Annotated in this window: 24 protein-coding genes; 18 read left to right on the forward strand and 6 right to left on the reverse strand. The window is 69.0% G+C overall.

Annotated elements, in window-relative coordinates:
* Nucleotides 1–247: 247 nt before the first annotated feature.
* The 13 genes from PYV00_RS19735 to PYV00_RS19795 all read left to right on the forward strand — a co-directional run bounded on the left by PYV00_RS19735 (nucleotide 248) and on the right by PYV00_RS19795 (nucleotide 15076).
* Nucleotides 248–1657 (forward strand): DcaP family trimeric outer membrane transporter, encoded by a 1410-nt coding sequence (locus PYV00_RS19735; RefSeq protein WP_275230033.1) that lies wholly within the window; start codon nucleotides 248–250, stop codon nucleotides 1655–1657.
* A 25-nt stretch (nucleotides 1658–1682) separates the two neighbouring features.
* Nucleotides 1683–3350 carry an MFS transporter gene (locus PYV00_RS19740; RefSeq protein WP_275230034.1) on the forward strand — a complete coding sequence of 556 codons (1668 nt, stop codon included), beginning with the start codon at nucleotides 1683–1685 and terminating at the stop codon, nucleotides 3348–3350.
* Between the two features lie 95 nt (nucleotides 3351–3445).
* Nucleotides 3446–3961: a GNAT family N-acetyltransferase gene (locus PYV00_RS19745; protein WP_275230035.1), complete on the forward strand. Its 516-nt coding sequence runs from the start codon at nucleotides 3446–3448 to the stop codon at nucleotides 3959–3961.
* 10 nt (nucleotides 3962–3971) lie between these two features.
* On the forward strand, nucleotides 3972–5855 hold the full coding sequence (locus tag PYV00_RS19750) for an AMP-binding protein (protein WP_275230036.1): 1884 nt from the start codon (nucleotides 3972–3974) through the stop codon (nucleotides 5853–5855).
* A 141-nt stretch (nucleotides 5856–5996) separates the two neighbouring features.
* On the forward strand, nucleotides 5997–6545 hold the full coding sequence (locus tag PYV00_RS19755; RefSeq protein ID WP_275230037.1) for a thermostable hemolysin: 549 nt from the start codon (nucleotides 5997–5999) through the stop codon (nucleotides 6543–6545).
* Nucleotides 6542–8605 carry an AMP-binding protein gene (locus tag PYV00_RS19760; protein WP_275230038.1) on the forward strand — a complete coding sequence of 688 codons (2064 nt, stop codon included), beginning with the start codon at nucleotides 6542–6544 and terminating at the stop codon, nucleotides 8603–8605. The genes PYV00_RS19755 and PYV00_RS19760 overlap by 4 nt, the downstream gene beginning before the upstream one ends.
* Nucleotides 8592–9362: an SDR family NAD(P)-dependent oxidoreductase gene (locus PYV00_RS19765; RefSeq protein WP_275230039.1), complete on the forward strand. Its 771-nt coding sequence runs from the start codon at nucleotides 8592–8594 to the stop codon at nucleotides 9360–9362. The genes PYV00_RS19760 and PYV00_RS19765 overlap by 14 nt, the downstream gene beginning before the upstream one ends.
* 21 nt (nucleotides 9363–9383) lie before the next feature.
* Nucleotides 9384–10028 carry a tetratricopeptide repeat protein gene (locus PYV00_RS19770; protein ID WP_275230040.1) on the forward strand — a complete coding sequence of 215 codons (645 nt, stop codon included), beginning with the start codon at nucleotides 9384–9386 and terminating at the stop codon, nucleotides 10026–10028.
* A 13-nt stretch (nucleotides 10029–10041) separates the two neighbouring features.
* Nucleotides 10042–10656, forward strand: a complete 615-nt coding sequence (locus PYV00_RS19775; protein WP_275230041.1) for a class I SAM-dependent methyltransferase — start codon at nucleotides 10042–10044, stop codon at nucleotides 10654–10656.
* A gap of 22 nt (nucleotides 10657–10678) precedes the next feature.
* Complete coding sequence (locus PYV00_RS19780; protein ID WP_275230042.1) at nucleotides 10679–11296, forward strand: RNA polymerase sigma factor; 618 nt, start codon at nucleotides 10679–10681, stop codon at nucleotides 11294–11296.
* Entirely contained in the window at nucleotides 11293–12255 is a 963-nt protein-coding gene (locus PYV00_RS19785; protein WP_275230043.1) for a FecR family protein, read from the forward strand. The genes PYV00_RS19780 and PYV00_RS19785 overlap by 4 nt, the downstream gene beginning before the upstream one ends.
* Nucleotides 12218–14527 carry a TonB-dependent receptor domain-containing protein gene (locus PYV00_RS19790; protein ID WP_275230044.1) on the forward strand — a complete coding sequence of 770 codons (2310 nt, stop codon included), beginning with the start codon at nucleotides 12218–12220 and terminating at the stop codon, nucleotides 14525–14527. Before PYV00_RS19785 ends, PYV00_RS19790 begins: the two co-directional genes overlap by 38 nt.
* A gap of 60 nt (nucleotides 14528–14587) precedes the next feature.
* Entirely contained in the window at nucleotides 14588–15076 is a 489-nt protein-coding gene (locus PYV00_RS19795; RefSeq protein WP_275230045.1) for a HEAT repeat domain-containing protein, read from the forward strand.
* A 5-nt stretch (nucleotides 15077–15081) separates the two neighbouring features.
* On the opposite strand, the gene dut is transcribed toward PYV00_RS19795, so the two are convergent.
* From dut to PYV00_RS19825, 6 genes are read right to left on the reverse strand one after another with little or no spacing between them, the layout of a single operon-like run.
* Entirely contained in the window at nucleotides 15082–15552 is a 471-nt protein-coding gene (dut, locus tag PYV00_RS19800; protein ID WP_275230046.1) for a dUTP diphosphatase, read from the reverse strand.
* On the reverse strand, nucleotides 15536–17095 hold the full coding sequence (locus PYV00_RS19805) for a bifunctional phosphopantothenoylcysteine decarboxylase/phosphopantothenate synthase (protein ID WP_275230047.1): 1560 nt from the start codon (nucleotides 17093–17095) through the stop codon (nucleotides 15536–15538). The genes dut and PYV00_RS19805 overlap by 17 nt, the downstream gene beginning before the upstream one ends.
* 38 nt (nucleotides 17096–17133) lie before the next feature.
* Nucleotides 17134–18327: a hypothetical protein gene (locus PYV00_RS19810; protein WP_275230048.1), complete on the reverse strand. Its 1194-nt coding sequence runs from the start codon at nucleotides 18325–18327 to the stop codon at nucleotides 17134–17136.
* Entirely contained in the window at nucleotides 18294–19847 is a 1554-nt protein-coding gene (gene ubiB / locus PYV00_RS19815; protein WP_275230049.1) for a 2-polyprenylphenol 6-hydroxylase, read from the reverse strand. Before ubiB ends, PYV00_RS19810 begins: the two co-directional genes overlap by 34 nt.
* A gap of 55 nt (nucleotides 19848–19902) precedes the next feature.
* Entirely contained in the window at nucleotides 19903–20634 is a 732-nt protein-coding gene (locus PYV00_RS19820) for a class I SAM-dependent methyltransferase (RefSeq protein WP_275230050.1), read from the reverse strand.
* Nucleotides 20631–21575: a DMT family transporter gene (locus PYV00_RS19825; RefSeq protein ID WP_275230051.1), complete on the reverse strand. Its 945-nt coding sequence runs from the start codon at nucleotides 21573–21575 to the stop codon at nucleotides 20631–20633. The genes PYV00_RS19820 and PYV00_RS19825 overlap by 4 nt, the downstream gene beginning before the upstream one ends.
* 99 nt (nucleotides 21576–21674) lie before the next feature.
* Here PYV00_RS19825 and mutM point away from each other — a divergent pair, with 99 nt between their 5' ends.
* The 5 genes from mutM (at nucleotide 21675) to PYV00_RS19850 (ending at nucleotide 26454) form a co-directional block, all read left to right on the forward strand.
* Entirely contained in the window at nucleotides 21675–22487 is an 813-nt protein-coding gene (mutM, locus tag PYV00_RS19830; RefSeq protein ID WP_275230052.1) for a bifunctional DNA-formamidopyrimidine glycosylase/DNA-(apurinic or apyrimidinic site) lyase, read from the forward strand.
* A 147-nt stretch (nucleotides 22488–22634) separates the two neighbouring features.
* The gene (gene rpsT / locus PYV00_RS19835; RefSeq protein ID WP_275230053.1) at nucleotides 22635–22895 is read left to right on the forward strand and encodes a 30S ribosomal protein S20; all 261 of its coding nucleotides are present in this window, start codon (nucleotides 22635–22637) and stop codon (nucleotides 22893–22895) included.
* A gap of 511 nt (nucleotides 22896–23406) precedes the next feature.
* On the forward strand, nucleotides 23407–24837 hold the full coding sequence (gene dnaA / locus PYV00_RS19840) for a chromosomal replication initiator protein DnaA (protein ID WP_275230054.1): 1431 nt from the start codon (nucleotides 23407–23409) through the stop codon (nucleotides 24835–24837).
* 258 nt (nucleotides 24838–25095) lie between these two features.
* Nucleotides 25096–25944, forward strand: coding sequence for a GGDEF domain-containing protein (locus PYV00_RS19845; protein WP_275230055.1), 849 nt, complete (start codon nucleotides 25096–25098; stop codon nucleotides 25942–25944).
* 90 nt (nucleotides 25945–26034) lie between these two features.
* On the forward strand, nucleotides 26035–26454 hold the full coding sequence (locus PYV00_RS19850; protein ID WP_275230056.1) for a DUF983 domain-containing protein: 420 nt from the start codon (nucleotides 26035–26037) through the stop codon (nucleotides 26452–26454).
* The last annotated feature ends 6 nt before the right edge of the window (nucleotides 26455–26460 follow it).

Here is a 26460-nt window from a genome sequence, read left to right on the forward strand (position 1 = left end):
ATCAGCGCATCGCGCGACCATTCCAACGGTACGGGATATACGGCTTCTGCCATCGCGGCTCTCCTCTCCTGGCGGGCTCTCATCCGGCGAGCCCGGGTTTGAACCGACCCTAGCACAGCAAACCGGCCGCCACGACACTAGACCAAAGTCGGAGACGTGCGACCATGGTCGGGCTGTTCGCCACCGCCGCGCAAGGCGATGGTTCACGCCGGACCCGGACCGAACTCGGGCCAGGGAAGGAGAGGACATGCACCACCGGAAGGCATATCTGTGCGCACTGCTGGCAGCCAGCGCACTGGCCGCGCCGCAGGCCGCCCAGGCCGCCCCCTCACGCGAAGCCGAACTCGAAGCCCGGCTCGAACGGCTCGAAGCCGAGATGATGCAATTGCGCGCCGATCTGGCCGCGGCGAAAAGCGCCCAGGCCGACAGCACCGCGGCCACGAACGCCGCCGTCGCGGCGAACGCCACGCAAAACGCCGCGACGGACGCCAAGATCGCCGCGCTCGAAGCCAAGCCGCAAGCCCCCGCCGAAGGGTTCCGCGTGGGCAACACCACGGTCAAGCTGGGCGGCTTCATCAAGCTGACCGCGACCAGCAGCCACTTCAGCGATGGCGAAGTGGCAACCAATTCGCTGGGCCGCGACTTCTACCTGCCGCAATCGATCCCGACGGCGGGCGGCCCGGCCAGCCACGTACAGGATTTCAACGCCAAGCAATCGCGCTTCTGGCTCAATCTGGACAGCAGCCTGGCCGGCCACGCGGTGAAGGGCTACCTGGAAGTGGACTTCCAGACATCGGCCGGCACGCAAGGCTCGCAGCGCACCACCAACGGCTACAACCTGGCCTTGCGGCGCGCCTATGTCCAGCTGGACCGCTGGACCTTCGGGCAGGACTGGACGACGTTCCAGTACACCGGCGCGCTGCCCGAAAGCACCGACTTCGTCGGCGCGACCGAGGGCACCGTGTTCATCCGCCAGCCCCTGATCCGCTACAGCGCGCCAGTGGGCCAAGGCATGACGCTGCATATCGCGGCGGAAGAACCCGAGTCGGGAACCGCGGTCGCCGGATCTCCCGCTCTGGTCGAGAACGGCGATGATCGACTGCCCGATCTCGCCGCTCGTCTCGCCTGGACCGGCAAGGCCGGAGAAGCCTCCCTCGCCGGCCTTGCCCGTCAGGTCCGGGTGGAAAACGCTGGCGTCTCGGCCGATAGTTTCGGCTGGGGCGTCAGCGCAGCGGGCAAGCTGTTCCTCAATGAAGGCAAGTCCAGCGACTTGCGCGCGATGGTGACTTACGGGCGCAACATCGGCCGCTATGTCGGCCTGAACTTCGCGCCCGACGCGGTGCTGGTGCCCGCCACCGGCGAGCTGGGCGATGTCAACATCTTCGCCGCGCTCGCCGCGCTGCGCGTCGCCGTCGCGCCGCAAGTGCGGGTCAACCTGATGGGCAGCTACCAGACGGTCGACTATGCCAGCAGCCTGTCGCTCGCCAGCCTCGCCGGCTTCAACAAGCGCGCGTGGAGCGGGGCGGCGAACGTGTTCTACTCGCCGGTCAAGAACGTCGATCTGGGGCTGGAATACCGGCACGGCGACCGTCGCGTGGTCGGCGGGGCGCAAGGCAATCTCGATCGGCTCGAATTCGCCGCGAAATACAGTTTCTGAACCAATCACGATGGGAGAGTGAGCAATGGCAACGACTTATGACGCCTTGCCGAAGCACCACCAGGCAACGCACGATGAAAAGCTCGTCATCACCGCGTCCTCGCTTGGCACGGTATTCGAATGGTATGACTTCTACCTCTATGGGCTGCTTGCCACTTTCATCTCGAAAGTCTTCTTCGCGGGGGTGAACGAGACCACGGGCTTCATCCTGGCCCTGGGCGCCTTTGCCGCCGGCTTCGCGGTGCGGCCCTTCGGCGCGCTGGTGTTCGGCCGGATCGGCGATCTGGTCGGCCGCAAGAACACCTTCCTCGTGACCATGGGCCTGATGGGCCTATCCACTTTCGCGGTCGGCCTGCTGCCCGGCTACGAGACGATCGGCATTGCCTCGCCGATCATCCTGGTGCTGCTGCGCATCATCCAGGGCCTTGCGCTGGGCGGCGAATACGGCGGCGCGGCGACGTTCGTGGCCGAGCACGCGCCGAACAACCGGCGCGGCCTTTACACCAGCTTCATCCAGATCACCGCGACGTTCGGCCTGTTCGCCGCGCTGCTGGTGGTGCTGGGCTTCCGCACCGCGATGGGCGAGGACACGTTCGCCGGCTGGGGCTGGCGCCTGCCGTTCCTGATCTCGTCGGTGCTGCTGGCGGTCTCGATGTGGATTCGGATGCAGCTCAACGAGAGCCCGGTCTACCAGAAGATGAAGGACGAGGGCACGACCTCCAAGGCCCCGCTGACCGAGGCTTTCGCGCGCTGGGGCAACCTGAAGTTCGTGCTCATCGCGCTGTTCGGCGCGGTCGCGGGGCAGGCGGTGGTCTGGTACGCGGGCCAGTTCTACGCGATGTTCTACCTCGAGAAGATCCTCAAGGTGGACGGCGCGACCACCAACACGCTGATCGCCATCGCGCTGGCGCTGGGCACGCCGTTCTTCGTGTTCTTCGGCTGGCTGTCCGACCGGATCGGGCGCAAGTACATCATCCTGGGCGGCTGCGCGCTGGCGGCGCTGACTTATTTCCCCGCCTTCCACACGCTGAGCGAGGCGGCCAATCCGGCCTTGTCGCACGCCACCCGCGACGCGCCGGTGCTGGTGACGGCGCATGAAGGCGAATGCTCGTTCCAGTTCGACCCGATCGGCAAGAACAAGTTCGACAGCTCAAGCTGCGATATCGCCAAGGCCTTCCTGGCCAAGAGCGGCATCAACTATGCCAATGTCGCCGCGCCCGCCGGCACGATCGCTTCGATCTCGATCGGCGGCAAGGCGATTGCCGCGCCCAATCCGGCCGAGCTGCAAGGGGCGGACCGCGCCGCCGCGATCACCGCCTATCAGGACGAGATCAAGGCCGCGCTGACCGAGGCCGGCTATCCCGCCGCCGCCGATCCCGAGCAGATGGACAAGCCCATGGTCGTGGCCATCCTGTTCTACCTCGTCCTGCTGGTGACGATGGTCTATGGCCCGATCGCGGCGATGCTGGTGGAACTGTTCCCCAGCAAGATCCGCTACACCTCTATGTCGCTGCCCTATCACCTGGGCAACGGCTGGTTCGGCGGCTTCCTGCCGACCACGGCTTTCGCCATGGTCGCGGCGACCGGCGACATCTATTACGGCCTGTGGTATCCGGTGGTCATCGCGGCGGCGACGGTGGTGATCGGACTCATCTTCCTGCCGGAAACGTTCCGCCGTAACATCGACGACTGATCCCCCGGGAAACGTCGCCGCGCCTTGCGCTCGATCAAGGCGCGGCGACGTGATCGGGCCTACCTGCTGGCAGCCTTCCGACACGGAGAATTCCAATGACGGTTACCCACCCCATCTCGCTCACGACGCGTTCGGGAATAGAGCTCGACGTCCGCCCGGCGACCGAGGCGGATGAAGCCCAACTCGCCGCCTTCTTCGATCGGGTGAGTGACGAGGATCGCCGCTTCCGCTTCTTCACCGCGGCCGAGCATGTCGGCCACGAACAGCTCAAGCCGCTGGTCCAGGCCGACCATTTCCATTCCGAAAGCTATCTCGCGTTCGACAAGGCGAACGGCGAACTGGTCGCCTCGGGCCTGCTCGCCTGCGACAAGGCGCTCGATACCGCCGAGATCGCGGTTTCGGTGTGCAACACCCGCAAGGGCGAAGGCATCGGCTGGGCCATGCTCGACATGCTGGCGGGCGAGGCGCAGAAGCGCGGCGCGCGGCGCGCGATCTCCATCGAAAGCCGTGAGAATCACGCCGCGATCGAAGTGGAACGGGACAAGGGCTTCACGCCCGAACCTTTCGAGGACGATCCCACGCTGGTTATCCTTTCGCGGACCTTCAAGTGAGAACACGACCATGAGCGAAGCCTACCGCCGGGCCTGGCAAGCCAGCATCGACGATCCCGAAGCCTTCTGGGGCCAGGCGGCCCGGGCGATAGACTGGATCGTGCCGCCCACGCGGGCATACGATGCCGCGCAAGGCTGGTTTGCCGGTGGCACGCTCAACACCTGCCACAACGCGATCGACCGGCATGTCGCGGCCGGGCGCGGCGAGGTGACGGCGCTGGTCTATGACAGCCCCGTCACCGGCACCGTGCGGGCCTTCAGCTATGCGCAGCTTCTGGAGGAAGTGGGCCGGGTCGCCGCGATGCTGGGGGCGCTGGGCGTCACCAAGGGCGATCGGGTGGTGCTCTACATGCCGATGGTGCCCGAAACGGTCTTCGCCATGCTGGCCTGCGCCCGGCTGGGCGCGATCCATTCGGTGGTGTTCGGTGGCTTCGCCGCGCACGAACTGGCCAAGCGGATCGACGATGCGACGCCCCGGCTCGTGCTCACCGCCTCCTGCGGCATCGAGGGCAAGCGCACGATCGCCTACAAGCCGCTGGTCGACGAAGCGCTCGCCATCGCCAGGCACCAGGTCGATCGCGTCGTCGTGCTGCAGCGCGAGCAGCTCGCCGCCGAACTGACCGGGCCGCGCGATCTGGACTGGGCGCAGCTGCGCTATGTCACTTCGGACGATCCCGCGCCCGAATGCGCCGAGGTTGGCGCCAGCGATCCGCTCTATATCCTCTACACCTCGGGCACGACCGGGGTGCCCAAGGGCGTGGTGCGCGACAATGGCGGCCACGCCGTCGCGCTCGCCTGGACGATGGCCAATATCTACGGCATCGGCGCGGGCGATCCGTTCTGGGCCGCATCCGACGTGGGCTGGGTCGTGGGCCACAGCTACATCGTCTATGCTCCGCTGCTGGTTGGCGCCACCACCGTGCTGTTCGAGGGCAAGCCGGTGGGCACGCCCGATCCGGGCACGTTCTGGCGCGTGATCGATCGCCACAAGGTGAAAGCCTTCTTCACCGCGCCCACCGCCATCCGCGCGATCCGCAAGGAGGATCCCGACGCCAAGTTCCTGGCCGAGATCGGCACGGGCGATCTCAAGGTCATCTTCCTGGCCGGCGAGCGCGCCGATCCGGGCACGATCGACTGGCTGGAGGCCAAGTCCGGCCTGCCGGTGATCGACCACTGGTGGCAGACCGAGCTGGGCTGGCCGGCGATCGCCACCTGCTATGCCCTGGGCGACTTGCGCCGCAAGGGCGGCAGCGCGGGCTTTCCGGTGCCGGGCTACCAGTTCGTCATGCTGGGCGACGATGGCAAGCCGGTGCCCGATGGCGAGAGCGGGTCGGTGGCGATCAAGGCGCCGCTGCCGCCGGGCGCGTTCCGCACGCTGTGGAACAATCCCGCCGGCTACGAGAAGAACTTCACGGGCTTTCCCGGCTATTACGAGACGGGCGATGCCGGCCATTTCGATGCGGACGGCTTCCTCAACATCATGGGCCGCACCGATGACATCATCAATGTCGCCGGCCACCGCCTCTCGACCGGGCAGATGGAACAGATCGTCGCCCAGCAGGACGGCGTGGCCGAATGCGCGGTGATCGGCGCGGACGATGCGCTGAAAGGGATGATCCCCATCGCCTTCGTGGTACCGCGCGCGGGCGCGGAGAACGACGCGACGCTGGCCGGCCGGGTCATCGCCGCCGTCCGTTCCGAACTGGGCGCGGTCGCCGCGCTCAAGACCGCCTATATCGTGCCGCAGCTGCCCAAGACCCGCTCGGGCAAGATCCTGCGCAACCTGCTGCGCAAGATCATGGCCGATGACGAGGTCGAAACGCCGCCGACGATCGAGGACGCCACCGTGCCCGATCGCATCCGCGACATCGTCGCGATGACGCCGGCGGTCTGACCGCACCCGGCTGTCCAGGCAAATCCTCCCCGGAAACGGGGAGGATTTCCTTTTTGCAGCGACGCGATAGATTTTTTCGCCGCCCGACTGTGGAGGCGCCCCGCCGGTGACGTCCTGCTCCCGAGACTTGAGGAGCATGGCATGGCCGAAAGCGCTGAATCCCTTCTTATCCGCAGGCTGTTTCGCGAATCGCATGGCGCGGTGATCGCGCCGGGATACGCCAGCTATCTGCGCCACGACGGCGCCGAAGCGGCGGGCGCCGCGCTCGGCTATCGCCGCGCCGGGCATGAGCGGCTGATGCTCGAATGCTATCTCGACGCGCCGGTCGAACAGGTCGTGAGCGCGGCGCTCGGCCGGCCGGTGCGGCGCGAGAGCCTGATCGAGATCGGCAATTTCGCGGCCGCCAACGCCTTCGCCATGATCGGCCTGTGGGGCGCGGCGGCGAACGATCTGGGCACCGATTGCGAGATCGCGGTCGCCACGCTGACCGCGCCGCTGCGCGCCATGTTCGCGCGGATCGGCGTGCCGCTGACCATGCTGGCCCCCGCCCGGCCCGAACGGATCGCCAATGCCGCTGCCTGGGGCCGCTATTACGAGACCGATCCGCAAGTCTGCGCCGGCGTGATCGCCGCGGGGCAGGCGGCCATCACCGCCTTCCTCGCGCGCCGCCAGCGGAGCGCGGCGGCATGAGCGCGATGCTGCAGGCGCTGCGCGCCCACGCCGCCAGCCGGCCCGAAAGCATCGCGATCGACCCGATCGGCGAAGCGCCCGTGACTTATGCCGCGCTGGTCCCGCTGGTCGAGACCAAGGCGGCGGCGATGCGCTGTCAACACGGGGGTCAACACGGCGACCCGGAGAGCGCCGGCACGCCAGTGGTGATCCGCATGGACCACGGCCTGGCTTCGGCGGTGCTCGAACTGGCGCTGCTCCATGCCGGCATCCCGGTCCTTTCGCTGCCGGCGTTCTTCACGCCCGAGCAGTGCCATCACGCGATGATGGTTTCCGGCGCGGGCGCGGTCCCATGCCTCGCGACGGGAAGATCCGCGTCGTCCCCGCTGCCGCGCGGGACGGCGCGGATCACCTTCACTTCGGGATCGACCGGCACCCCCAAGGGCGTGTGCCTTTCGGCCAGCCACATGCTGGGCGTGGCGCGATCGGTGGTGGAGGCGGTGGGCGCGCAACATGCCGGGCGGCATCTGGCGCTGCTGCCGCCGGGCATCCTGCTGGAAACCGTGGCCGGCTTCTTCGCGACCATGCTGGCCGGCGGCACTTATGTCTGCCCGCCGCAGGCCGAAGCCGGCCTGGCCGATCCCTTCCGCCCCGATTTCGCGCGCATGACGCGGGGCATCGCCGCATGGCGGATCACCTCGCTGATCCTGGTGCCCGAATATCTCGCCGGGCTGGTGCGGGTGATGGAAGAAACCGGCCTGCGCCTGCCGCTGCTCAGCCTCGTCGCGGTCGGCGGCGCGCGGGTTCCCCCCCCGCTGCTGGCGCGCGCCCGCGCGCTGGGGCTGCCGGTGCGGCAAGGCTATGGGCTGACCGAGTGCGGCTCGGTCGTCTCGCTGGAAGACGCGAGCGGCGATGCGCCGGGTTCGGCCGGGCGCCCGCTGGGCCACATGCGCGCCCGCATCGCCCCTGATGGCGAGATCCTGCTGGAAGGCCCGCTATACCTGGGCACGCTCGACGAGCCGCGCGGGCACGGCCCGCTGGCGACCGGCGACATCGGCCGCATCGACGAATCCGGCCGGCTGTGGATCGAAGGGCGCAAGTCCAACCTCATCGTCACCAGCTTCGGCCGCAATGTCTCGCCCGAATGGGTCGAGGCGGCGCTGCTGGCGCAGGACGGGATCGCGCAGGCCATGGTCCATGGTGACGGCCTGCCCGCGCCCGAAGCGCTGATCGCGCCCGCGCGCACCGATGCCGATCTGGCCGCCGCCGTCGCCGCCGCGAACGCCTGCCTGCCGGCCTATGCCCGCATCGCCCGCTGGCGCGAAGTGGCGCATTTCACCCCGGCCAACGGCCTGCTCACCGGCAATGGCCGCTTGCGCCGCGAAGCGATCACCGCCGCCTGGCTTGATCGCGAACCCGCGTTCTTCACCGAGCTGGAAGCGGCGACCACGCGCGCGCGCATGGCCTTCCTGGCGATTCCGCAAGTGCAGGCCGGGCTGGCCGGCGCGATCAGCCGCGAGATGTATCTGCGCTATCTGGCGCAGGCCTGGCATCATGTGCGCCACACCGTGCCGCTGATGCAGGCCGCGCGCGCGCGGCTGGCCCACCGGCCCGAGCTTGTCGCCGCGCTCGACGACTATATCGCCGAGGAGACCGGGCACGACGAATGGATCCTGGCCGATATCGCGGCGGCCGGCGGCGATGCCGCCAGCGTGCGGCTGAGCGCCCCCGCGCCGGCCACCCGCGCCATGATCGATCATGCCTATGGCCGCATCCGCGCGGGCAATCCGGCCGCGTTCTTCGGCATGGTCTATGTGCTCGAAAGCGTCAGCGTCGCATTGGCGCAGCGCGGCGCGGCGGCGGTGGCGAAGAACCTGGGCCTGCCGGCCGAAGCGTTCACCTACCTCACCTCGCACGGCGCGCTCGACCAGGAGCACATGCGCTTTTTCGCCGACCTGGTGAACGGCCTGCCCGACCCGGACGACCGCGCCGCGATCACCGCCATGGCGCGCGAGATGTTCGCCCTGTTCGGCAAGGTCTTCGCCGGCATAGCCATGGAGCAAGCCCATGCGCTCGCCTGAACGCCAGCCTCTTGAGGGCCGCACGATCGCCATCACCGGCGCGGCCGGCGGCATCGGCGCGCCGGTGGCGCGGATGCTGCGCGAACGCGGCGCCCGGATCATCGGCATCGACCGCGCCGAATGCGGCCAATGCGATGCCAGCATCGTCACCGACTTGTCCGACGATGCCAGCCTGGCCGCGCTGGCCCGGCGGCTGGCCGATGACACGCCCGACATCCTGGTCAACATCGCCGGGATCATGCGCTTCGGCCTGCACGAGAGCCAGCCGGTGGAAGCGCTGGCGCTGTGCTATCACATCAACCTCACCGTTCCGGCCGTGCTGGCGCAAGCGGTGGCGGGGCCGATGCGGCGGCGCGGATCGGGGCAGATCGTCAACATCGGCTCGGTGCTGGGCGCGATCCCCTATCCCTGGTTCGCCGCCTATTCGAGCAGCAAGGCCGGCCTTGCCGCGCTGAGCCAGGGCCTGCGGCGCGAATTTCTGGGCACGGGCGTTACCGTCACCCATATCAACCCGCGCGCGGCGCGCACGCCGTTCAACAATGCGCAGGTCAACCGCTTCCTCGATATCACGGGCATGAAGGCCGACGAGCCCGAATGGGTCGCCCGCCGGATCGTCGAGGCCATCGTCGCGCGCCGCGAGACGGTGAACATCGGCGCCATGGAGCGCCTCTACGCGGCACTCAACGCCGTATCCCCCAGGCTGATCGACAACGGCCTGGCTTCGCAGATCCGGCGGGCCCGCGCCGAATTCTGCTGAACCAGACGAAAGGACTACCCGATGAAACTGCGTTTCGCGCTTGCCCCCGCCATGGCTGCCGTGCTGGCCGCCGCCCTGCCTTCCGCCGCCTTCGCCGCGATGTCCGACGACGTGCGCGTGGTCAACGACGGCTGGGCCCACATCGCCTATGAGGTCAAGGGTTCGAGCACCCAGACCAAGGCGCTCGACCAGCTCGCGCGGCAGGCCGCCACCGTGGTCGCCCGCTATCCCGGCAAGGCCGAGCCGCTGCTGTGGCAAGGCATCGTCACCAGCGAGCAGGCCAACCGGGCCAACATCTTCCACAAGCTGAGCCTGGCCACGCGCGCGCGCGACATCCTGACCAGGGCCTATGCGCTCGATCCGCGCGCGGCCAATGGCGGCGTGGCGATGAGTCTGGGCGTGCTTTACTACAAGGTGCCGGGCTCGCCGCTGGGCTGGGGCGATACCGACCGGGCCAAGAAGCTGCTGAAGCAGGCGCTGGCGCTCGATCCCAACGGGCTCGACGCCAACTACTTCTATGGCGATTACCTGCTGGCCCAGGGCGACAAGGCCGGCGCCAAAAGCTATCTGCAAAAGGCGCTGAAGGCCCCGCACGATGCCAGCCGCCCGGTGTGGGACGCCGGCCGCCGCCGCGAGGTCCACGCGCTGCTCGCCAAGGCCGGCTGACCCCGATCGGCCCATGGTGTTTTCGCGCGCACTGGCCCGCCAGCTCGCCCGGCCGACCGGATCGGCCGGGCGATGGCTGGGCAAGGCCATGGACATCGCCAACCGCAAGCCCCTGCGGCTGGCGGTGGACCTGATCGCGCCCGCACCGGGCGAGGCGATCCTCGATGCCGGCTGCGGCACCGGCGCGGCCATGGCCGAAATGCTGCGCCGCGCGGACTGCAGCATGACCGGCGCCGATATCTCCGCCACCATGCTCGAAGAGGCGCGGCGCAAGCTGGGCACGCGGGCCGCCTGCGTGCTCGCGCCGCTGGAAGCCCTGCCTTTCGCCGACGCGACATTCGACGCCGTGCTGGCGCTCAACGTGCTGTATTTTTGCAGGCCGGACCAGGGAATGCTGCGCAGCATCCATCGCGTGCTCAAGCCCGGCGGGCGGCTTTGCGCCTATGTTTCCGATCGCCGGTCGATGGAAGGCTGGCCGCTGGTCCGCGAAGGCTATCACCGCCTCTATGATCGGTCCGAACTGGTGGCAGCGCTGGTCTCGGCCGGGTTTGCGCTCGACGCCGTGGCGGTGCATGACGTGCGTGTGACGCGCAAGGTCGGAGGGCTGCTGGCCCTTGCCCGGCGCTGACACGGCGGACACGGGCGGGAGCATGGAGCCGAAGGACGAGCATCGGGAATCGGCGGGTCTGGCGCTGCTGTTCGAGCGGCACCGGGCCGAATTGCTGCGTTTCCTGGTCGCCCGCTGCGGCGCCCGGGACGAGGCGGAGGATCTGGTGCAGGAGCTGTGGATCAAGGCGACGACGCAGCAGACCGGGCCGATCGCCAACGGGCGGGCCTATCTTTTCCGCATGGCCAACAATCTGGTGCTCGATCAGGCGCGCGGCCGCCAGCGGGCGATGCGGCGCGATCGCGGCTGGCTGGAAGCCGAAGGCGGCGGCGCCCTCGCGCCCGAGGAACGGCCCGATCCGGCCGAGCCGGCAGACGAAGCGCTGGCCCGCAAGCAGGAGGCTGCGCTGCTCGAACGCGCCATCGCCGATCTGCCCGAGGGCGCGCAGCGCGCCTTGCGGCTCTATCGGCTGGAAGGCCATGGCCAGGCCGATATCGCGCGGATCATGGGCATCAGCCGGAGCGGCGTGGAAAAGCACCTGGCGCTGGCGATGAAGAAGCTGCGCGATTCGCTGGCCGACTGTGGATGGTTTGCCGCCACGGCGTCTCAGGGACAGGGTGAGAAGCGCGGAGGAGACCCGCGGATGGAACAGGGAACATGAACCGGCTCGACGACGATATCCTGACGCAAGCCGCCGCCTGGCACATCGCCAGCGACGACGATGCGATGGACTGGGACGGCTTCACCCGCTGGCTGGAGGCCGATCCGCGCCACCGCGCCGCCTATGACCAGGTGGCGCTGGGCGATGCCCTGCTGATCGAACATCGCCATGCGATCACGCCGGCGGCCGTTCGAGTGGAGATCGGGCACGCGGACGACGCCCGCGAAACCATCGTCCGGCCCGCGATCGCCGGATGGCGGCGCTGGGCCGGCGCGGCGATCGCCGCCTCGCTCGCCGCCGCGCTGCTCCTGCCGCAAGTCATGACCCCCTCGCCCGAGGTCTACCAGACCACCGCCAGCGCGCAGCGGATCACCCTGGACGACGGATCGAGCGTGCTGCTCGCGCCGCGCAGCGAACTGCGCGTCGCAGGCCGCGCGCAGGACCGGATGGCGCTGAACGGCGGGGCGCTGTTCGATATCCGCCACGATCCTGATCGCCAGCTGGAAATCGCAGCCGGAGACGTGCGCATCAGCGATATCGGCACCCGGTTCGATGTCCGCGCCGATGGCGCGCGCGTGCGCGTGGAAGTGGGCGAAGGGCGCGTCGAGGTCGGCTCGGACGCGCTGGCCGCGCCCGTGCGGCTCGATGCCGGCAAGGCGCTGCTGTTCGATGGCAAGGCCGGCACCGCCACGGTCGCCGCCGTGCGCAGCGAAGATGTCGGCGCGTGGCACGCGGGCCGGCTTTCCTACGATTCGGCGCCATTGTCGCTGGTCGCCGCCGACCTCGCCCGTTATGCCGGCGTCACAGTCAAGGTGCCGGACGAGCTTGCCGGCCGGCGTTTTTCAGGGACTTTGATCCTCGGCAATGGCGATGCGGCACTGCGCGATCTTTCCCAGGTCATGGGGCTCGATTTGCGCCGCGATGGCGGCGGCTATCGCCTGGAGCGGCGCGAACGCTGACGCGCGCGAGGCGCGCCCGGCGCGTATCGACATTTCCGCCGCCAGCCTGCCCGACGCCATCGCCGAGCTTTCGCGCGAGGCCCGCGTCTCGATCGGCACCGAAGGCGCCTTGCCGCGCCTGCGCTCCCGCCTGGTGCGCGGCGAGATGAGCGTGGGCGAGGCGCTGACGCGGCTTCTGGCGGGCACGGGCTATCGCGCGCGGCAAGTGGGCGAGACGGCCTGGCGGATCGAACGCGCGCCGCCCTCGCCCGCGCCGCCCGCGCGCGCCGAACCCGCGCCCGCCCCACCGCCACCACCGCCACCCGAGCCGATCGTCGTCACCGGCACCAAGCGCGCGCTGGACCTGCTGGCCTTGCCCATGGCGGTCTCGGTCGTCGGGCTGGACGCGGACCAGTCGCGCGATCCCGCCGCCGGCACCGCGACGATCGCCGATGAACTGGAAGGCCTTTCGCTCACTTCGCTGGGGCCGGGGCGCAACCGCATGTTCCTGCGCGGCGTGGCCGACAGCCCGTTCAACGGCGAGAGCCAGTCCACCGTCGCGGTGGTGCTCGACGAAGCGCGGCTGACTTATGCCGCGCCCGATCCCGATGTGCGGCTGGTCGATATCGAGCGGATCGAAGTGCTCAAGGGGCCGCAAGGCTCGCTTTACGGCACGGGCGCGCTGGGCGGTGTCTATCACCTCGTCGCCCGGCCCGCGCAGCCGGGCGAGACGAGCCTTGCCATCTCGGGCGCGGCCAGCGTGGTCGCGCGCGGGGGCGCGGGCTATTCCGGCTCGGCGATCGCCAACCTGCCACTAGCGGGCGACAGCGTGGGCCTGCGGCTGGTCGGCTACACCGCGCTCGAACCCGGCTGGATCGATACCGGCGCGCGCCGGGACAGCAATTCCACGCGCGTGGCCGGCGCGCGGGCCATGGTCGGCATCGAGGCCGGCGGCGGCTGGCGGGCGGACCTTACCGGCTTTGCCCAATGGCTCAATTCGCGCGACAGCCGCTATGTCTACGCGCCCCATGCCCGCACCCGCCCGGCGCAGGCGCCCGAGCCGCACGACAACGACTTGCGCCATCTGGCCGGGCGGCTGACCGGCGCGATCGGCGGCATCAGCGTGCTGCTGGCCAGCGCGATGACCTGGCACGAAGTGGGCGACACGCTTGATGCCACGATCGGCGCGGCCGGCTTTGACCTGGCCGATCCGCGCCTGCTGGCGGACAGCCGCAACTACCGCGTGTGGGACAGCGAATTGCGCCTGCGTGGCGAGGCGGGCCGGCTGGGCTGGCTGCTCGGCTTTTCGCATCTGGCCGCGCGGCAGGCGATCGACATGACGCTGACCGGCGCGGGTGGCGCCGGACTGGCGATCGACAGCGACCGGCGCACCGCCTTCGACACCGCCGCCTATGCCGACCTGACGCTGCCGCTGACCGGCCGGCTCTCGATCGAGGCGGGCGGGCGGCTGTTCCGCGCGGCGCTGCGCGAACGGCGGCGGCTGGTGGCCGGCGACGTCGCGCGCGAACGGCACAAGAGCGGGCTGACCCCCAGCGCGGCGATCGCCTGGCAGCCCGATCCGCACCGTCTGCTCTACTTGCGCTATGGCTCGGCCTTCCGCCAGGGCGGATCGGACATCGCGCCGGGCGGCACGATCGAAACGCTGAAGGGCGATGAACTGGCGACGATCGAGGCGGGCTGGCGCCAGCGCCTTTCCGGCGGCGGCCGGATCGAGCTGGGCGTGTGGTACACCTGGTGGGAGAACATCCAGTCCGACCTGCTGCGCGAGGATGGCCTGATCGAGACCGGCAATGCCGGGAACGGCCGCATCTTCGGCGCGGAAGCCTCGGCCGAAGTGTCGATCGGCGCGGGCTGGCGGCTGGAAGCGGGCGCGGACGTGACCAGCGCGAAGCTGACGCGCAACGACCTGGGCTATGAACTGGACGACAGCCACTTGCCCGTGGTGCCAGATTACACCTTCCGCGCCGCGCTGCGCCGCGATTTCACGCTGGGCGGCGTGGATGCCTGGGCCAGAGCGCGCCTGAACTATATCGGCCCCGCGCGGATGAGCTTCGATCCCGCGCTCGACCGGCCGATGGGCAAAGTGTTCGAAAGCGAATTCGAGGCGCACGCCGCGCTGGGCGCGCTGGACATGGCGATCACCGCGCGCAACCTGCTGGGCGGGCGGGGCAACACTTTCGCCTTCGGCAATTCGCTGCGTTACCGCACCATGGCCCAGTTCACGCCGCAGCAGCCGTTCACGGCAACGCTGTCGCTTGCGCTCGCGTTCTGATTCCACGCCCGCGCGGCCATCTTATTCTTTGCCTCGCCCGCCCTTATCTAGCGCCTGACCATGGCGCAGCCTTACGAACCTTCGTCCGATTTCCTGAAGGCGGTGATCCGCGAGATCGCGCCGCTGGACGGCAACAGCCTGGCCGCGGCCAATTTCGCCCGGCTGATCGCCATGACGCGCAATGCCGACCCGGTGAATCGCGACTGGGCGACCTTCTTCCTGGCCCAGCATGAGGCGGATACGCCCGAAGTGCGCGCCGCGCTGCTGGCGGCGGCCGAGGACGCCTGCGATGATGTGCGGGCAGAGGCGATCCACGGGCTGGCCATGCGCGATCCGGCGCTGGCCCTGCCGCTGCTGCGGCGCGAGCTGGCGCGTGACCGGGCCAGCGTGCCGGTGTTCGCGGCAGCCGCGCTGGTCGCCGATGCCTCGCTGGTGGAGTTGCTGCGCGAATTCATCGCACCTTCGGGCAATGCCTTGATCGACGATGCCGCGTGCGCCGCGCTCGAAGCCTGCGAACGGGCCGCCCGGGCCGCTTCGCCGGCGTCCTGAAGCGATCAGCTCCCCAGCGCGAACACGCCGCCGGTCGATCCGAAGCCGCCTTCGCCGCGCGCGGTTTCGTCCAGCTCATCGATCTTCAGCCAGTTCGCGCGCGTGACCGGGGCAAGCACGAGTTGCGCGATGCGATCGCCGCGCCGGACATCGAAAGGCTCGGCGCCGTGGTTGATGAGGATCACCTTCACTTCGCCGCGATAGTCCGAATCGATCGTCCCCGGCGCATTGGGCACCGAGATGCCGTGCTTGAGCGCCAGCCCCGAACGCGGCCGCACCTGGATCTCGAAACCATGGGGAATCGCCACCGCCAGCCCCGTGGCCACCGCATGGCGCGCGCCGGGCGCCAGCGTCACGTCCTCGGCCGCGAGCACGTCCATGCCGGCCGCGCCGTCCGTGGCATAGGCGGGCAGTTCCAGCCCTTCGAAATGCGGCAGGCGCTTGACCGGGACGGGAACGCTATCGTGCGAGTGCATCGGCAAACCTTTCGACGAGAATCCGGGCCACGTCCTCCTTTGGCATTTCGGGCAGGCTGACGACATCCTTGGCCGTGACGATATGCACGGCATTGGCATCGCCGCCCATCACATCGCCCGAAACGTCGTTGGCGATGATCCAGTCCGCGCCCTTGCGCTTGCGCTTTTCCCGGGCGTGCTCGACCACATGCTCGGTCTCGGCGGCGAAGCCGATCAGCAATGGCGGCCGGTCCGGGCTGCCGGCGACCATGGCCAGGATATCGGGGTTCTCGGTCAGCAGCAGCGCGGGCGGCGCCGAGCCGCGTTTCTTGATCTTCTCGCTGGCGAAAGTCGCGGTGCGCCAGTCGGCGACGGCGGCGACCATAACCGCGATATCTGCGGGGAGCGAGCGCTTCACCGCCTCGGCCATCTCCCGCGCGCTTTCCACGTCGATCCGGTCCACCCCCGGCGGGGTTTCCAGATGCACCGGCCCGGCGACCAGGGTGACGCGCGCTCCGGCGGCGGCGGCGGCGGCGGCAATGGCGAAGCCCTGCTTGCCCGAGGACCGATTGGCGATGTAGCGCACCGGGTCGATCGGTTCCCAGGTGGGCCCGGCGGTGATCAGCACATGCTTGCCGAACAGCGGACGATGCGCCGGCTCGCCTTCGAAATCGGGCTGGCCGGCCAGGGGATCGCCCGGCTGGTTGAGCGCTTGCGGATCGGTGGGCGGCGCGCCGTGCGCCGTGCCCTTGGGCGAAAGCAGCGGGCCGGCCGGCGCGTCGGCCACGGGCGGGGCCGGCGGCGGCTCGGCGACCTGCCTGTCCTCGTGCGGGTGCACCAGCCCGGTAAAGCTGATCGCCTGCCTGGCCTTCTGCAGCCCGCGCGCGATCATCGAATGCGACAGGCCGCTCAGCCCTTCGTGCTCGGCCGGCTCGGGCCCGTCGAATTCGGGCTGGCGGTGGATCACCTCGGGCTCGGGCAAGGCCGCCGCGCTGCCCGGCAGCGGCGCGACCTCCACCGGGTCCAGCCCCAGCGCCCAGGCGATGCGCTGCCACACCGCCACCGGCTCGGGCAAGCGGCCGGGGCCATATTCGCCGCAGGCCATCGCGCCTTCATCGGGCTCCATCACGTCCACCCCGGCATCGCGCAACGTCTGCACGTTGCGCATCGTCGCGGCGTGCTGCCACATGCGCACGTTCATCGCCGGCACGGCCATCACCGGCTTGTCGGTGGCGAGCAGCATCGTCGTCGCCAGATCGTCGGCGATGCCGGCGGCCATCTTGGCCAGCAGGTCCGCCGTCGCCGGGCAGACCACCACCAGATCGGCCTGGCGCGAAAGCTGGATATGGCCCATCTCGACCTCGTTCTTGAGGTCCCACAACGTGGTGTAGACGGGGTTTTCTGACAAGGCGGCCAATGCCATCGGCGTGACGAAGTGCGATCCGCCCTCGGTCAGCACGCAAGTCACCTCGCCGCCTTCCTTGCGGATGGTGCGGACGAGTTCACACGCTTTGTAGGCGGCGATGCCACCACCTACGACCAGGAGAATGCGCGGACCCTTCATTGCAGCGGCGTTTTGCAACACCGGGAGAGGAGGCGCAATTACTTTGCGTTCACCGGCGGCAAAGCCGGCCGCCACCCCGCCCGCCACAGCGAGCCGAGCGCGGTGGGCGCAAAGGCCAGCCCCACGAACATCGCGGGCGCCACCATCGCGCCCCAGTAGTAATTGTCGCCCCGCCCCGCGATCATGAACAGCAGGCCATAACCGGCGTAAAGCAGGCTGGCGAACAGCCCGGCGGGCGAGCGCCAGCCGGCGGATCCGGCCATCATCAGCACCACCGCCGGCCCCGCCAGCCAGTGCGGCAGCAGCCGTAGGTTGCTGGACAGCACGACGTTGGACAGCCAGCCGGACAGGCCGCGCAGCATGAGCCAGCCCTGCCCGGCGCGATCACCCGGCAGGACATGGCCGGCCACCAGCGACAAGTGCGCCGCGAACAGGGCAAGGAAGGCAAGCGCCAGCGCGCTCCAGGCCGCGCATTCCTTGGCGTCGCGCCGCCAGCCGGCCATTGCCGCCATCAGCAGCACGAAAGGCAGCGCGTGCTCGCGGATCGCCAGCGCCAGCGCCGCCACCGCCAGCGCCGCGCCCCACTTGCCGGGGCGATGCAGCCCGAAGGCGAGCGCCAGCAACATGCCCGACCACAATTCGTGAAGCTGGAAGAAATAGCGGTTCGCGCCCAGCGAGACGCCGACGAACAGCAGCGCCATCGCCAGCAGGCGGTGCCGGCGCCCGCCCGGCTCCTCGCCCAGCCGGCGCCACCAGGCGATCAGCGTCGCCGCCATCAGGGCAAGCGCCAGCGCGACTTGCGCGGGCACGGGCAGCGCGGCGTTGATCCAGGCCAGCGTCGGCAGCCGCACCGCCACGCCGGGCCGCACCGGAAAGCCGGCCGCGCGCTGTTCCTCGACGATGAAGTCGTAATAATGCTCGCCCCGGCGCAATCGCTCGACCGCGCGGTCATAGAGCGCCAGATCATCGTCGCGCGGACGCTGCACGCCCTCGCGCGCGGCCAGGTTCTCGGCGAACGATCGCGTGGCGGGCTCCGGCCGGCCCGTGCCGATCGGCACCAGCGCGGCGGCGGCCAGGCAGATCGCCAGCAGCGCGAGGATCAGGCGGGCGGCCAGCGGGGAAACCCCGGCGAAGCGATCCCACGCGGGCGCGGCGCGCGGGGACGCGGGATCGGCCGGAGCCGGCGTGCCCCCGGCGACTATCCCAGCAGCCCCGCCGCCATTGCCGCCCATGTCGCAAGTCCCCCGGCCAGAAGTGCCAGGATATAGCCGGGCCAATGGTTAATTTGGCGTTTCCGATCCCAGATCAGGTCCACTTGCGGCAGCGGCGCCTGCTCGGGCGCGCCGCCCTTGGGCGGGAATTTCTCCTCGATCCGGCGCACCAGCGCGGGCAGCCGCAGCAGCGTGCCGAAATCGTCGCGCAGGCGGTCCGCCAGCGCCGCCTCGGGCCCCAGCTCGTCGCGTATCCAGCTGCGCACGAAGGGGCTGGATACGTCCCACATGTTGATCCCCGGATCGAGCGCGGTGGCCAGCCCCTCGACCATCACCATGGTCTTTTGCAGCAGCAGCAGATGCGGCTGGACCTGCATGTCGAAATCGCGCGTGATGGCGAACAGCCCGTCGAGCATCTGGCCCACCGAAAGCTCGCTCACCGGCTTGCCGCGCATCGGCTCGCCCACCGCGCGCAGGGCCGTGGCGAATTCCTCGACGGTGTGGTGCGCCGGCACGTATTGCGCCTCGAAGTGGATTTCGGCGACGCGCCGGTAATTGCCGGTGGTCAGGCCATAGAGGATCTCGGCCAGCCAGAGCCGCGCCTGGCGGTCGATCCGCCCCATGATGCCGAAATCGATCGCGACGATCGTGCCGTCGGGCTCCACGAAGAGATTGCCCTGGTGCATGTCGGCGTGGAAGAACCCGGCCGAGATCGCCTGGCCCAGGAAAGTGAGCACCAGCTTGCGCGCCAGCGCGGGCAGATCGTGCCCGGCCGCCTTCAGCCCGGCCAGATCGCTCATCTTGATGCCGTCGACCCATTCCAGCGTCAGCACGCTGCCGCTGGTCCGGTCCCAGTCGATCTCGGGCACGCGGTAGCCCACCGCGCCTTTCATCGCCTCGGCCAGCTCTGAGGCGGAGGCCGCTTCGCGCCGCAGATCGAGTTCGCGCAAGGTCCAGCGCTTGAGATTGGCGATCACCGCGCGCGGGCGCAGCCGCGCCGCTTCCCCGCCAGTGGCTTCCAGATGGGCGGCGGCCCATTCATAGGTCTCGACATCGCGCGAGAATTTCTCGCGGATCTGCGGGCGCAGCACCTTGACCGCGACCGTGCGGCCATCGGTCGTCACCGCGCGGTGGACTTGCGCGATCGAGGCGGCGCCGACCGGCGCCTCCTCGATCGAGGCGAACAGCGCGGAAAGCGGGCAGCCGAAGCTACGCTCGATCTCGGCGCGGATCAGCGCGAAGGGCACGGGCGGCAGGCTGTCCTGCAGGCTCAGCAAGTTGCGCGCGGGCGCTTCGCCGACCAGATCGGGGCGCGTCGCCAGCGCCTGCCCCAGCTTGATCGCCGCCGGGCCGATCGCCTGGAATGCCCCGGCATAGTCCGGCTCATCGGGCTGGCGCGTGCCGAAGCGGGCGATGCGGCACAGCCGCTTGACCGCGGGCGGCGCATTGCGATCGCGCTCGATCCCGCGCAGCGCGCCATGCCGGGCCAGCACCCGCCCCCACTGGAGCAGGCGCAGGATATGCGTAGTCGGCCGTGTCATGGCCGCTTGCCAGCCTCACGCCGGAATGCGGCACCGACCCACGCCTGCCGCACGTTCAAACCTTCCAGCCCGAATGGATCGCCACAAGGCCACCCAGGATCGGCTCGACCCGGGAGTGCCGGAAGCCGGCCGCGCGAATCATCGCCTCGAACTCGGGCATCGGCGGGAAGCGGCGGATCGATTCGATCAGGTAGCGATAGCTCTCGGCATCGCCGGCAATGGCCTTGCCCAGCCTGGGCACCAGCTTGTGCGAATAGGCGTCATAGGCTTCCTTGAAGCCCGGCCATTCGGTGGTCGAGAATTCGAGGCAGAAGAAGCGCCCGCCGAACCTGAGCACGCGGAACGCCTCGGCCAGCGCAAGGTCGATCCGGGTCACGTTGCGGATGCCGAACGCGATCGTATAGGCATCGAAGAAGCGATCGGGAAAGGTCAGCGCCTCGGCGTTCTGGCGCGACCAGACCAGGCCGTCGATCCCCCGCTCCATCGCGCGCTCGATGCCGACGTCGAGCATGTCCTGGTTGATGTCCGACACCGTGACCGAGGCGCCGTGCGCCGCCATGCGAAAAGCGATGTCGCCAGTGCCGCCGGCCATGTCGAGAATCGCCTCGCCGTCGCGTGGCTTCACCCGGCGCACGAAGCGATCCTTCCACAGACGGTGCATCCCCGCCGACATGGCATCGTTCATCACGTCGTACTTGCGCGCGACACTGGAGAAGACGGCGCCGACGCGCTCGGTCTTTTCCTCGGGGCTGACTTCTTCGTAACCGAAGGAAACCGTATCGTTCATGGCCCGTCCTCTAGCGCCGCGCCGGGCGAGGCGCCAGCCGTGTCTCGTTCCCGGCGCGCAAGCGCGCCGATCACGATCCCGGCCAGGATCAGTGCCATGCCCGCCAGGTGATAGGCCAACAGCCGCTCGCCCAGCAGCAGGGCGGAAAGCAGCGCGCCGAACAGCGGCATCAGCGTGATCGCCTGCCCGGCGCGCGCGGCGCCGATCGTCGCGGCCGCCCAGTTGTAGATGAAATAGGCCGCCAGCGCGGCCAGCACCGCGACATAGGCGAAAGCGGCCAGGCTGGTCGCGGTCCAGACGATCCGCTCGCCCGCGCGCCATTCCCACAGCGCCAGCGGCGCCACCGCCACCGCGCCGATCGCGAACGTCACCGCCACGAAGCTGACCGGCGAGACCGCCGGGCGCAGCCGCAGCAGCACGGTGTAGAGCGACCAGACGACGACCGCGGCCAGGATCAGCACGTCCCCGGTGCCGAAGCGCAGCCGCAGGACCGAGGCGGGATCGCCTTCGAAAACAATCACCAGCACCCCGGTGACCGAGCAGCCGACCGCGATCGTTTGCCCGGTGCCCGGCCGCACGCGGAACAGCAGCGCCTCGAACAGCACGACCAGTGCGGGAATCGCCGCCTGCAGCAGCAGGGCATTGGTCGCCGTGGTGTAGCGCAGGCCGGCGTAGAGGAAGGAATTGAACGAGGCGACGCCCAGCAGCCCGAGCAGCAGCACCGGCTTCCATCCGCGGAGCAGCGCCGCCCGGTCCCGCCACACCGGCCTCACCGCGAAAGGCAGAAGGATCAGCAGCGCCAGCGCCCAGCGCCCGAAAGCGAGCGCGAAAGGCGGGATATCGTGGCGCACCGCGCGCCCGACGATCGAATTGCCCGCCCACATCAGCATGACGAGCCCGAGCAGGGCGAAGGCCAGCCAATAGTTCCTGTCACGCTCCATCGCTCGCGCCATATGGCCCCGGCCCGCGATTGGCGAGGGCGAAACGATGCGCGGTCAGGCGATGACAGCGGGCCGCCGGCGCATTACTGCACGCGCACGATGCCCGAGCTTCCCGAAGTCGAAACCACCGTGCGCGGCCTGGCGCGCTATCTGGAAGGAGAGCGGATCGCGCGCGTCGCGGTCAACCGGCCGGACTTGCGCCGTCCGTTCCCGCCGGGGCTGGTGCAGGAACTCACCGGCGCGCGCGTCACCGCGATGGGGCGGCGCGCGAAATACGGCCTGATCCATACCGACCGGGACCGGACCATGGTGTTTCACCTGGGTATGTCCGGCCGCTGGCGAATCGAGCCCGAACGGATCGAAAAGCACGATCATCTCGTGATCGAGACCGGATCGGGCCATGTCCTGGCGCTCAACGACGCGCGCCGCTTCGGCTCGGTCGATCTCGTCGATACCGGGGGGCTCGAACAATGGGGCCCGTTCGCCACGATGGGGCCCGAGCCGCTGGGCGAGGCGCTGACGCCCCGGCACCTCCAGCGCACTTTCGCGGGGCGGTTCGCGCCGGTGAAGCCGCTGCTGCTCGATCAGCGGATAGTCGCGGGACTGGGCAACATCTACGTCTGCGAAGCGCTGCACCGCGCGCGCATCCGGCCCGACCGGGAAGCGGGGCGGATCGCGCCTGCCGCGCTGGCCCGGCTGGTCCCGGCGATCCGCGCCGTGCTGGCCGAATCGATCGCGGCCGGCGGATCGACCATCCGCGATTATGCGCAGCCTTCGGGCGAGCTGGGCTATTTCGCCAGTTCCTGGCAAGTCTATGGCCGCGAGGGCGATCCTTGCGCCTGCGGCGGCACCGTGGCACGCTTCGCGCAAGGCGGGCGCAGCACCTTCTGGTGCCCGAAATGCCAGAAATAGGCGCGGCGCGGGGCCCGCGTTCGCTTGACGGATCGCGGGACTGCCGTTAAGGGCCGCGCTTTCCGGCGAGTCCACTCGCCATGACAGCAATTCGAGCACGACAGGCCGCCTGGCGGCCCGACTAGAGAACAGAGGTCAAAGAGTTTCATGGCCAATACGCCGCAAGCCCGCAAGCGCATCCGTCGCAACGATCGTCGCGCCGAGATCAATACCAATCGCATGAGCCGCATCCGCACGTTCGTGAAGAAGGTCGAAGCGGCGATCGCCGGCGGTGACAAGTCCGCCGCCGCCGAAGCCCTCAAGGCCGCCCAGCCCGAGCTGGCGCGCGGCGTGGCGCGCGGCGTGCTGCACAAGAACACCGCTTCGCGCAAGCTTTCGCGGCTGACCAAGCGCGTCGCGTCGCTCTGATTCGCGAATCAAGCGCACCCTCGGACAAGTCCCGAGGGCACGAACAGAGAACAGAGCCGGGGAGCGAATCCCCGGCTGTTTTTTTGTCTCCGCCGCACTGCGCGGGGCGTTTCACAAAACTGTAGGAAAACAGAGCGATTCGCCATGCTGCGGCGCAAAATCGCTTGTTATTCAAACACATATATTTTTGTTAAGGTTTTACGCGGGCTTTGTACGAGTCAACCGTCATAATTTTTATATTTTGGGGATGGCCGTCTTGCGCCTGCCAGCGAGAGGTTCCTAAAAGGGCACTTGGCCATTGCGGAATCGGCCGGGGTAAACACGATAAGCACGTAAGATCGACGTCGCAAACGCGATTTGCGGTGGGGGCGAAGTTATGTGCGAATTTCCCGACATTTCCGAGTGGTGACTGGCGTGGATTCGAACGAGGGAGTGGGACCAGGTGACGGGTTCTTCTGCGGGTTATCGTGCCCCGAGCGCGGGTCGGAAAACGAAAGCTGAACGAATAGCAATGGAAGAGGACCAGGAAGCCCTGAATCTCGCCGCGGATTGGGCTGATATCAGTCAGGGGCTGCGCAAGGATCTTGGCCAGCAGGCGCACAGCCAGTGGATCAAGCCGATCCAGCCGGGCAATTTCTGCAACGAGACGGGCACGCTCGATCTCTACCTGCCGACCGAGTTCTCGGCCAACTGGGTAGCGGATCGTTTCGCGGACCGGCTCTCGCTCGCGTGGAAGATCGCCCGGCCCGACGTGCGCCACGTACGCATCCTGGTCAATCCGGGGCGCCGCCAGCTTCCCGAGCTGCGGCTGGGCAACGGCGGCAAGCCGAGCCGCCCGGCCAACGATTCGGTGCACGGCGCCGGCGATCCGCTGGGCGCGGCGCTGGAAGGCAATGCCTTCGCCTCGCTCGGCCAGGGCAGCATCGGCATCGATGCCTCGCAGACTTTCGCCACGTTCGTCACCGGCACCAGCAACGTGCTGGCGTGGAACGCGGCGCAGCGCATGTCGGCGGTGGAAGCGCCGCAGTTCTCGCCGCTCTATCTCAAGGCCGCGACCGGCCAGGGCAAGACGCACCTGCTCCACGCGATCGGCCACGCCTATCTGGCGCACCATCCGAACGCGCGGATCTTCTACTGCTCGGCCGAGCGCTTCATGGTCGAATTCGTCCAGGCGCTGCGCCAGAACCAGATGATCGAGTTCAAGTCGCGGCTGCGCGGCTTCGACCTGCTGCTGGTGGACGATATCCAGTTCATCATCGGCAAGGCATCGGCGCAGGAAGAGCTGCTTTATACGATCGACGCGCTGCTGGCCGAAGGCAAGCGGCTGGTCTTCGCCGCCGATCGCGCGCCGCAGGCGCTCGACGGGGTCGAGCCGCGCCTGCTCTCGCGCCTGTCGATGGGGCTGGTCGCCGATATCATGCCCGCCGATATCGAGCTGCGCCGCTCGATCCTGGAAAATCGCCTGCAGCGCTTCCCGGCGATCGACGTGCCGGCCGATGTCATCGAATTCCTCGCCCGCACGATCAACCGGAACGTGCGCGAGCTGGTGGGCGGGCTGAACAAGGTGATCGCCTATGCGCAGCTCACCAGCCAGCAGGTCTCGCTCCAGCTTGCCGAGGAGCAGCTTACCGATATCCTTTCGGCCAATCGCCGCCGGATCACCATCGACGAGATCCAGCGCACGGTCTGCCAGTTCTACCGGATCGACCGGACCGAGATGAGCTCCAAGCGCCGCGCCCGCGCGGTGGTGCGCCCGCGCCAGGTGGCGATGTACCTCGCCAAGGTGCTGACGCCGCGCAGCTACCCGGAAATCGGCCGCAAGTTCGGCGGCCGCGACCATTCCACCGTGATCCACGCGGTGCGGCTGATCGAGGAACTGCGCACGCGCGATGCCGATATGGACGGCGATGTGCGCAGCTTGCTGCGCCAGCTCGAAAGCTGATCCGCACGCCACGGCGCGCCTTGCGGGCGGGGTCTGCTCCGGCAGGCCCCGCCCGCGCCGTTTCGGGTGCCATTTCGGGGGGTTATCTTCCGCAGGGGCCCGGCGCGAAGCCCGCCAAAGTCCTCGCCGATCGGTTCTTCGCATGGATGCTTCGCCTCATCGCACCGTTAATCTTTGGGTAAGGTTCAAAGGAAAGACTCGCACTTTACGAGTTCGTCGCTTGTGCCGGGCTCCCGTCATTCCGAAGGCCTGAGCCCCATGCGATTCTATCAGGCGACCCGCTTCCTGTTCCCGCGCAGTCTTGAGCGCAGGATCGCTTTCGTCTGCCTTGCCGCCACGGCGCTGCCGCTGATCGCTTGCCTGGCCTATCAGGCCGCGACAGGCACCTGGAACGCCGCGATCCTGGGCGTGCTCGCGCTGGCGACGCTGCTTGGCGCGGGCCTGGCCCTTGCGACGATCCTGGGTTTGCTTTCGCCGGTGGCCCGCGCGGCCGCGATGCTCCAGTCCATCCAGGACGGCAAACGCGTCGGCGCCATCCCGGTGGGCGGCGAGGACGTGGTCGGCCGCCTGTTTCGCGGCGTGGCTATCGCGGCGAACCAGGCCGATGGCGAGGCCGGGCAGCTATCCACCGCGGACGAGCGCGACGATCTGACGGGCCTGCGCAATCGCCGGGGCTTCTTCATCGATGCCGCCCGTGTGCTGACCGGCGAATACAACGCCGTCCTGGCGCTGATAGAGATCGACCATTTCGAAGCGATTCTGGAGACTTACGGCGACATGACGGGCGACAGCCTGCTGCGCGCCTTTGCCGGGCGACTCGCCATGGGCACGCGCCGCACCGATGTTTCGGCACGCTGGGCAAGCACGCAATTCGCGGTGCTGCTGATCCACACCACGCTGGAAGATGCCCGCGCGATCATGGAACGCCTGCGGGTTTCGGTCACGCAGACCGATCCGCTTTTCGTGGGCAACAGCCCCGTCACGTTCTCCTGCGGGCTGGCCCCGGTGCGCGATCAGGTGCTGATCGGCGCGGCGATCAGCCGCGCGGACGCGGCGCTGCACATCGCCCAGTACGAGGGCCGCAACCGCGTCGAGGCGGCGAGCTGAGGGGGGCGGCGAACTGAGAGGGCGACAAGCCGATCGACCGCGCGGGCCGATTGTCTTCCCCCCGCCGTCCGGGTAGTCTAAGCGGCGCGCATGACTACCGCCCCGCCTTCATCCGTCACGCTTCCCGCCACCTTCTGGCAAGCGGCCCAGCGCGGCGTGATGGGCCGGTGCCCGCGCTGCGGCGAGGCCCGGCTATTTCGCAAGTGGCTGAAATCGGTCGATTCCTGCCCCACCTGCCGGCAGGACTGGACGCACCAGCGGGCCGATGATTTCCCCGCCTATATCGCCATCCTGCTGACCGGGCACGTGCTGGCCCCGCTGATCATCATGCTCTCGCTCGATTTCGATCTGGGCCCGGCAGCGATGGTCGCGCTGATCGTGCCGCTGGCCCTCGTGATGATGCTGGGGCTGCTCCAGCCGGCCAAGGGCGGCGTGATCGCGGCGCAGTGGTGGCACGGCCTCAACGGCTTCGTCAAGGAACGGCCACCGGCAAGCGCCGGGCACGCCTGAGCGATC

Source organism: Novosphingobium album (ex Liu et al. 2023), from assembly GCF_029076845.1.
GTDB lineage: Bacteria > Pseudomonadota > Alphaproteobacteria > Sphingomonadales > Sphingomonadaceae > Novosphingobium.

Excerpts from the sequence above, each read along its gene's own strand:
- PYV00_RS19780 (WP_275230042.1), top strand. The coding sequence starts at position 10,679 with ATGGAGCCGAAGGACGAGCATCGGGAATCGGCGGGTCTGGCGCTGCTG.
- PYV00_RS19770 (WP_275230040.1), top strand. The coding sequence starts at position 9,384 with ATGAAACTGCGTTTCGCGCTTGCCCCCGCCATGGCTGCCGTGCTGGCC.
- PYV00_RS19820 (WP_275230050.1), bottom strand. The coding sequence starts at position 20,634 with ATGAACGATACGGTTTCCTTCGGTTACGAAGAAGTCAGCCCCGAGGAA.
- PYV00_RS19810 (WP_275230048.1), bottom strand. The coding sequence starts at position 18,327 with ATGGGCGGCAATGGCGGCGGGGCTGCTGGGATAGTCGCCGGGGGCACG.
- PYV00_RS19850 (WP_275230056.1), top strand. The coding sequence starts at position 26,035 with ATGACTACCGCCCCGCCTTCATCCGTCACGCTTCCCGCCACCTTCTGG.
- mutM (WP_275230052.1), top strand. The coding sequence starts at position 21,675 with ATGCCCGAGCTTCCCGAAGTCGAAACCACCGTGCGCGGCCTGGCGCGC.
- dnaA (WP_275230054.1), top strand. The coding sequence starts at position 23,407 with ATGGAAGAGGACCAGGAAGCCCTGAATCTCGCCGCGGATTGGGCTGAT.
- PYV00_RS19795 (WP_275230045.1), top strand. The coding sequence starts at position 14,588 with ATGGCGCAGCCTTACGAACCTTCGTCCGATTTCCTGAAGGCGGTGATC.
- PYV00_RS19845 (WP_275230055.1), top strand. The coding sequence starts at position 25,096 with ATGCGATTCTATCAGGCGACCCGCTTCCTGTTCCCGCGCAGTCTTGAG.
- PYV00_RS19825 (WP_275230051.1), bottom strand. The coding sequence starts at position 21,575 with ATGGAGCGTGACAGGAACTATTGGCTGGCCTTCGCCCTGCTCGGGCTC.
- PYV00_RS19805 (WP_275230047.1), bottom strand. The coding sequence starts at position 17,095 with ATGAAGGGTCCGCGCATTCTCCTGGTCGTAGGTGGTGGCATCGCCGCC.
- PYV00_RS19755 (WP_275230037.1), top strand. The coding sequence starts at position 5,997 with ATGGCCGAAAGCGCTGAATCCCTTCTTATCCGCAGGCTGTTTCGCGAA.
- PYV00_RS19760 (WP_275230038.1), top strand. The coding sequence starts at position 6,542 with ATGAGCGCGATGCTGCAGGCGCTGCGCGCCCACGCCGCCAGCCGGCCC.
- PYV00_RS19740 (WP_275230034.1), top strand. The coding sequence starts at position 1,683 with ATGGCAACGACTTATGACGCCTTGCCGAAGCACCACCAGGCAACGCAC.
- PYV00_RS19750 (WP_275230036.1), top strand. The coding sequence starts at position 3,972 with ATGAGCGAAGCCTACCGCCGGGCCTGGCAAGCCAGCATCGACGATCCC.
- PYV00_RS19745 (WP_275230035.1), top strand. The coding sequence starts at position 3,446 with ATGACGGTTACCCACCCCATCTCGCTCACGACGCGTTCGGGAATAGAG.
- PYV00_RS19775 (WP_275230041.1), top strand. The coding sequence starts at position 10,042 with ATGGTGTTTTCGCGCGCACTGGCCCGCCAGCTCGCCCGGCCGACCGGA.
- PYV00_RS19785 (WP_275230043.1), top strand. The coding sequence starts at position 11,293 with ATGAACCGGCTCGACGACGATATCCTGACGCAAGCCGCCGCCTGGCAC.
- ubiB (WP_275230049.1), bottom strand. The coding sequence starts at position 19,847 with ATGACACGGCCGACTACGCATATCCTGCGCCTGCTCCAGTGGGGGCGG.
- dut (WP_275230046.1), bottom strand. The coding sequence starts at position 15,552 with ATGCACTCGCACGATAGCGTTCCCGTCCCGGTCAAGCGCCTGCCGCAT.
- PYV00_RS19790 (WP_275230044.1), top strand. The coding sequence starts at position 12,218 with ATGGCGGCGGCTATCGCCTGGAGCGGCGCGAACGCTGACGCGCGCGAG.
- PYV00_RS19765 (WP_275230039.1), top strand. The coding sequence starts at position 8,592 with ATGCGCTCGCCTGAACGCCAGCCTCTTGAGGGCCGCACGATCGCCATC.
- rpsT (WP_275230053.1), top strand. The coding sequence starts at position 22,635 with ATGGCCAATACGCCGCAAGCCCGCAAGCGCATCCGTCGCAACGATCGT.
- PYV00_RS19735 (WP_275230033.1), top strand. The coding sequence starts at position 248 with ATGCACCACCGGAAGGCATATCTGTGCGCACTGCTGGCAGCCAGCGCA.